The organism is Kitasatospora putterlickiae, assembly GCF_039527695.1.
Classification (GTDB): domain Bacteria; phylum Actinomycetota; class Actinomycetes; order Streptomycetales; family Streptomycetaceae; genus Kitasatospora; species Kitasatospora putterlickiae.
Genome location: NZ_BAAAKJ010000067.1, coordinates 18,385 through 24,391 on the forward strand (window position 1 = coordinate 18,385; position 6,007 = coordinate 24,391).

The 6,007-nt window shown below is 76.3% G+C and carries 6 protein-coding genes and 1 pseudogene; 3 read left to right on the top strand and 4 right to left on the bottom strand.

Annotated features, from left to right (window positions below; all coding sequences use genetic code 11):
- The first annotated feature begins 328 nt into the window (after nt 1-328).
- Nucleotides 329-664, top strand: a complete 336-nt coding sequence (locus tag ABD308_RS07670) for a phosphatase PAP2 family protein (protein WP_344329666.1) — start codon at nt 329-331, stop codon at nt 662-664.
- Here the strand turns inward: ABD308_RS07670 and ABD308_RS07675 are convergent.
- Entirely contained in the window at nt 661-999 is a 339-nt protein-coding gene (locus ABD308_RS07675; protein ID WP_344329650.1) for a DUF2218 domain-containing protein, read from the bottom strand. The genes ABD308_RS07670 and ABD308_RS07675 overlap by 4 nt on opposite strands.
- Nucleotides 1,000-1,240: 241 nt before the next feature.
- On the opposite strand from ABD308_RS07675, the pseudogene ABD308_RS07680 reads away from it, so the two are divergent.
- Nucleotides 1,241-1,483 (top strand): annotated as a pseudogene (locus tag ABD308_RS07680) (MarR family winged helix-turn-helix transcriptional regulator); the annotation flags it as partial.
- A 103-nt stretch (nt 1,484-1,586) separates the two neighbouring features.
- Here the strand turns inward: ABD308_RS07680 and ABD308_RS07685 are convergent.
- A complete protein-coding gene (locus ABD308_RS07685) occupies nt 1,587-2,540 on the bottom strand; it encodes an EamA family transporter (RefSeq protein ID WP_344329668.1) in 954 nt (317 codons plus the stop codon).
- Between the two features lie 121 nt (nt 2,541-2,661).
- Between ABD308_RS07685 and ABD308_RS07690 the strand changes: the two genes are divergently transcribed.
- Nucleotides 2,662-3,567 carry a LysR family transcriptional regulator gene (locus ABD308_RS07690; protein WP_344329651.1) on the top strand — a complete coding sequence of 302 codons (906 nt, stop codon included), beginning with the start codon at nt 2,662-2,664 and terminating at the stop codon, nt 3,565-3,567.
- A gap of 30 nt (nt 3,568-3,597) precedes the next feature.
- On the opposite strand, the gene ABD308_RS07695 is transcribed toward ABD308_RS07690, so the two are convergent.
- Both ABD308_RS07695 and ABD308_RS07700 read right to left on the bottom strand, forming a co-directional pair.
- The gene (locus ABD308_RS07695) at nt 3,598-4,362 is read right to left on the bottom strand and encodes a ZIP family metal transporter (RefSeq protein ID WP_425554717.1); all 765 of its coding nucleotides are present in this window, start codon (nt 4,360-4,362) and stop codon (nt 3,598-3,600) included.
- Nucleotides 4,363-4,573: 211 nt separating this feature from the next.
- Complete coding sequence (locus ABD308_RS07700; protein ID WP_344329654.1) at nt 4,574-4,783, bottom strand: restriction endonuclease; 210 nt, start codon at nt 4,781-4,783, stop codon at nt 4,574-4,576.
- Between the last annotated feature and the right edge of the window lie 1,224 nt (nt 4,784-6,007).

Below are 6,007 nucleotides of genomic sequence, written 5' to 3' on the forward strand. Positions count from 1 at the left end.
TCGCGTCCTCGCCCACCCTGCGGTGCCGGTGGTCCTCGGGGTGGTGCTGTTGCTGGTGTCCTGGCAGGTCGCGGTGGACGGGCCACTGCTGGACCTGGACCGCTGGGTCCGGCACGCCGTCCGGGAGACCCGGCACACGCTGCACAGCACTCTGCTCAACCACCTCGGCAAGGCGTTCTCCGACCTGGGCGGCGGCTCGGTGGCGGTGCCGGTGCTGCTGCTCGGCGCGGCGGTGGCGGCCTGGCGGGAGCGGGGGGCGGGCCTCGCCCGCTGGTGGCTGCCGCTCCCGGTGGCGGTGGTGACGGCCGGGCTGATCCCGCTGCTGGTCGTGCCGGCGAAGGCGTGGTTCGCGCGGCCGGGACCGTTCGGGCTGCCGCTGGCGGCGGACCAGTGGGGCTGGTACCCGTCCGGCCACACCGCGACCGCCACGCTCGGCTACGGGGTGGCGGCGCTGCTGCTGGCCCGGACGGCCGGCGGCCGGGCGCGGCGGGTGCTCGCCGCCGGGACGGCGCTGCTGGTCGCGGGCGTCGGCCTCGGGCTGGTGTGGAGCGACTACCACTGGCTGCTGGACGTGGTGGCCAGCTGGTGCCTGGGCGGCCTGCTCCTGTGGGCCCTCGCCCGGTGGCCGCTCACCGGCCGCCCCGGCGGGACTCCGGGAGCCTAGCTCTCGGCCGGGTCCTCGTCGTTGCGGTGGACGTGGCCGGGCTCGCCGTTGTCGCGGTGCCATTCGACGACCAGTTCGTCGCGGGCGCCGAAGCGGACCAGGTGGCGGCCGACGACGTCCTCCAGGCCGGGCAGGTTCTCGGTGGCGCCCTCGACCGCGAGCAGCAGGGCGTCGGGGGCGGCTTCCAGCGTGGCGGTGCCGGCGCTGAAGACGAGGGTGCCGTGGCCGGTCTCCTCGGACCAGTCGGCCTGGATCTTGCGGCCCATGTGGGCGGCGAGCTGCTTGGCGTAGCGGGCGGAGCGGTCGGTGGCGACGCGGGCTTCGGAGCGGGGCACGGGCCCTCCAGGGTCGGGGGAGGGAACTTAGGGTGCCCTCACTCGCGGCCTACGCTAACGCAGATGCTGAGCCATGCTCAACATTTTTCCGGGCGGCCTGGGGACCGGCCGATACCCTGGGTCGAACACCTGCCGAGGAGAGCCGCCCATGACCACCACGCCGACCGACGACGCGGCGGGCTCCTCCCCCGCCCCGGACCCGGCGCCCGCCCCGGACACCGCCGCCGAGCTGGCCGACGCGATGACCCGGGCGATCAAGCGGATCCGCCGGCGCACCAGCGAGCGGCTGGAGCCCTACGGCATCACCCCCGGTCAGGGCCGCGCCCTGCGCACCCTCGCGCACGCCCCCGGCTGCGAGCTGCCCGACCGCGCGATGCGGTTGAGCGATCTGGCCGACCGGCTGCACATCGCCCCCCGCTCGGCCACCACGGTGGTCGACGCCCTGGAGGAGGCCGGCCTGGTCGAGCGGAGCCCGGACCCGGCCGACCGCCGTGCCGTGCGGATCCTGCTGACCGCGGCCGGCCGGTCGGCGGTGGAGCGGATCGGTCAGGTCCGGCACGAGGTGGCCCAGGAGTACTTCGGCCCGGTCAGCCCCGCCGAGCAGGAGGCGCTGCTGGGAGCGCTGCGGACGGCCGAGTCCGCGTACGCGGCGACCGTCGGCCCCACCGCCGCGCCGCGCCGGACAACGCCCCCGGGCGCAGCGCGGTGATCCCGATCCCCACGACCACCAGCACCGCGGCGAGGGCGGCCGGCGGGCCGACCGGCTCGCCGAGCAGCAGCCACGCCGAGGACATCCCGAACACCGGTACCAGCAGCGAGTAGGGCGCGACGGCGGTGGCGTCGTAGCGGCGCAGCAGGTAGCTCCAGGCGACGAAGCCGAACAGGGTGGAGACCAGTCCGACGTAGCCGATCGCGCCGAGTCCGGCGAGGCCGATCCCGCGCAGCGCCCGCAGGTCCGCTTCGGGGCCCTCGACCAGCAGCGAGAGGGCGAGCAGCGGCAGCGGCGGCACGGCGCTGACCCAGACCATCCAGCGCAGCGCGTCCGGTGGGGCGGCCTTGCGGGTCAGCACGTTGGACAGGCCCCAGGCGGCCGCGGCGAGGACGACCAGGACGAAGGCGCCGAGCGGTCCACCGAGGCTGCGGTCGACGGCGCTCAGGCCGATTCCGGCGAAGGCGACGGCCAGGCCGATCAGCCGCCGTCCGCCGGGGCGCTCGCCCAGCAGGACGCCGGCGAACAGCGCGGTGAAGACGGCCTGCCCCTGGAGCACCAGGGAGGAGAGGCCGGCGGGCATCCCGGCGTGCATGCCGAGGAAGAGCAGGCCGAACTTGACCACGCCGAGCACCAGGCCGACCGCGAGCACCCACCGCCAGGCGACCTTCGGCGGGCCGACGAAGAGGATCGCCGGGACGGCCACCACCGCGAACCGCAGGGCGCAGAAGAGCAGCGGGGGGAAGTTCTCCAGGCCGACGTGGATGAGGACGAAGTTGAGGCCCCAGACGGCGGCCACCAGGACGGCCAGGGCGATGTGACGCGGCCTCATGCCGCCGGTCGTGCCGCCGCCCGGAGCGGCCTGCGGGGATGCGCTCATGGCACGAGGATGGCCGCCGACCACCGTGTAGCACCAGCGATGAATTCTGAAGGCCACGCTTTAGCATGGCTGCATGATGGATCTGGGGCGTCTGCGGGCGCTGCACGCGGTGGCGGTGCACGGCTCGGTCGGCGGGGCGGCCGCGGCGCTCGGCTTCACCCCGTCCGCCGTCTCCCAGCAGATCGCCAAGCTGGAGCGGGAGACCAGGACGGTGCTGCTGGAGCGCCAGGGCCGCGGGGTGGTTCTGACGGACGCGGCGCGCGACCTGGCCGCCACCGCGCAGGCGGTGCTTGGCCTGGTGGAGCGGGCCGAGGTGCGGCTGGAGGAGCAGCGCGGCCAGGCGGTCGGACGGCTGCTGGTGGCGGCCTTCGCGACCGGCGCGCGCGGGCTGATGCCGGGTGTGCTGGCCGAGCTGCGCGAGCGCTGTCCGGACCTGGACGTGCGGCTGCTGGAGAGCGACCCGTACCCGGCGGCCGAGCTGGTGGCGCGCGGGGAGGTCGACCTGGCACTCGTCCAGGACTGGCCGACGGTGCCGCTGCCGGTCCAGGACGGCCTGTCCCGGCTGGACCTCGGTGAGGACCCGGTGGACCTGCTGCTGCCGGTCGGCCACCCGCTGGCCGGGCTCGCGGCGGTGCCGGAGGAACTGCTGCGCGGGCAGCGGTGGACCAGCGTGCCGCCGGGCAACATCTGCCACGACTGGCTGGTCCGGACGCTGCGCGAGGCGGGTGAGGAGCCGGACGTGCGCTACCAGGTCGGCGAGTTCGAGACGCAGATCGCGCTGATCGCGGCGGGTCTCGGCGTCGGGCTGGTGCCGCGGCTGGGGCGGGGCGCGCTGCCGCCGGAGGTGGTCGCCCGGCCGGTGGTGCCGGAGCCGGCCCGGCGGGTGTTCGCGCTCTGGCGCTCCCAGGCCTCGCGCCGTCCGGCGATCACCGAGGCGCTGGCCGTGATGCGGGCCCACTGGGACGCCCGGAGCGGCTGACCGGCCCGGCCGACGCCCTTCGACGCGGCGTCAGCCGGCGAGGCCGATCACCAGCCACATGAAGCCCACCCCGCCGAGGGTGCAGAGCAGCGTGGTCCGCGAGGGGTGCGGGCTGTGCGCCTCGGGCAGGATGTCGGAGGTCGCCAGGTAGAGCAGGAACCCTGCGAAGAACCCCAGGTAGAGGCCGAGCAGGTGCTCGGAGATGGTGAACAGCAGGGTGATCGCGGCACCGGTGACCGGTGCCAGCGCGTCCGCCGCCAGCAGGGTCAGCGCCCGCCGCCGGTTGTTCCCGTAGAGCCGGGTGATGGTGTACGTGTTGAAGCCGTCGGCGAAGTCGTGCGCGACCACGGCGATCGCCACCACCGTCCCGACCGTCGTCCCGGCCTGGAAGGCCGCGCCGATCGCAAAGCCGTCCATGACGCTGTGGCCGACCAGGGCGAGGGCGGCGGTCAGTCCGACGCCCTGGTGCCCGTTGACGCCGGACCGGGCGCCGCCGTGGGCGTGCCCGTGGGCGTGGTCCTGCGCGGAGCGCTGGCCGTGAGTGTGCTCGGCGTACTCCGCCTCGTGGCCCCGGTGGATCGCCACCGCCCGTTCGACGATGTGGATGGCCAGGAATCCGGCCGCGAACATCAGCAGCGCCTGCGGGACGCCGTGGACCTCCTCGGGCGCCTGGTGCAGCGCCTCCGGGAGGAGGTCGAAGGCGACCACGCCGAGCATCAGCCCGGCGGCGAAGCCGAGCACCAGGTGGCGGCGGTCCCCGGTGCGCTGCGCGACCCAGCCGCCGATCAGCGTCATCAGGAACGCCCCGGCGGCGACCAGGACCGCGGTCACCGTTCCGCCCCCGTGACGGGCCGTCTGTTCACTCGTCTCCCCCCGTGTTCCGCCGTCCCCGGGCCGGCCGGCGACCGGTGCCGCGCGGCCGTGTCCCCCAGCGTCGTGCAGCCCGCGCGCCGACGCCCGCCGGACGGGGCCGTCGGGGTGAGCCGACGGCCCGTCGGCGTGCGGCTCAGCGCCCGGCGGCGAGCGGCAGGCCGAGGTGGGTGTGCGCCAGCTCGCGCACGCCGTCCCCGTCGACCAGGTGGATGTGCCGGTGCCCGTCCTCGCCGGTCAGGTCGAGCGCCCCGTCGGTGAAGTGGCCGGTGGTCAGCCGCAGGCCGCGCTCGGCGGACTCCTCGCGGACCGCCTCCGCCAGCGTGCGGATCTCCTCCTCCCCCACCGGCCCGGCGCCCCGCGAGGCCCAGACCACCCAGCGNNNNGCAGCGCGCTGCCGGTCGGCCCCTCACCGGTGGCCACCAGTCCGGCCGGGCCGCGCAGCCGTACGCTCCACTGGCCCAGCCCGCCCCGGGTGAGCAGTTCGCGGACCAGCTGGGCGAACTCGTTCGCCGACAGGTCCGGCGCCGCCGGGACGGTGGCCGCCGCCTGCGCGGCCGGCTCGACGCCCGCCCGGCCGTACGGGTCGGGGCTGACGGCGGCACCGAGGTGGCGCAGCCGGACCAGGGCCTCGTCCTGCTCGGCGTCCGCGTAGACGCCGTCGCCGTCGGGCTGCTCGTCGGGGTCGGTGGGCGGCAGCAGCCTGGTGCGGGCCAGCGCGTCGCGGTCCGCGTCCACGCTGACCAGGCAGAGCGGCTCGGCCCCGCCGGGCTCGCGCAGCCAGCCGTTGAGCACGACCCCGGCGAGGATCTCGTCGGTGTCGACGGCGTCGGCGGCCTGCAGAGCGCGCAGGGCGAGCCGGGCGACCAGCCGCAGGTAGTCGGTGGACCGGTCGGCCGGCGGGCGCGGCACCGGAAGGATCTCGCCGTCCGGGCCGAGCCGGTAGCCGGTCAGCGAGGGCACCACGTCGAGGGCCGGCAGGTCGAGGTCGAGCACGGCGGTGCGGGTCAGCGGCCGGTAGACGGCCCGGCAGGACGCCGACAGGTCCTGGGTGTGGGTCTCGGCGGCGGCGAGGGCGCGCTCCAGTAGCGACTCGACGGCGGCCGGCTCGGCCTGCCGGTAGGCGCGGCGGCACTCCTCCAGGGACTCGTTGTACTCGCGCACCGCGCGCGCCCGGGCCTGTTCGGCCTCGTGGTGGGCGCGCCGGGACTCGTCGGCGGCCGGGTCGACGGCGTCGGCCCGCCGGGTGCGCCATTCGCGCAGGGCGCGCTGGTGGGCGAGCCGGGCCTGGGCCAGCTCGCGCTGGTAGCCGGAGTCGAGCAGCCGGCGGGACGGGGCCTCGTCGGGGTCGGCGGCGGGCGGCTCGGGGGGCGCGAAGTCCTCCCAGCGCGGCTCCGGGTCCTCGCCGCCCGCCGCGACCGGACCGTCGGCCGGGTAGGGGCGCGGTTCGTAGCGGCGCAGCTGGCTCTCGAAGTCCATGGCCGAGACGGGTAGCGCGGCCCGCCGGAGCAGGTCGGCCAGCCGCTCCTGCTCGGCCTGGACGGTGAGCGTGCGGTGGTGGGTGAGCGCG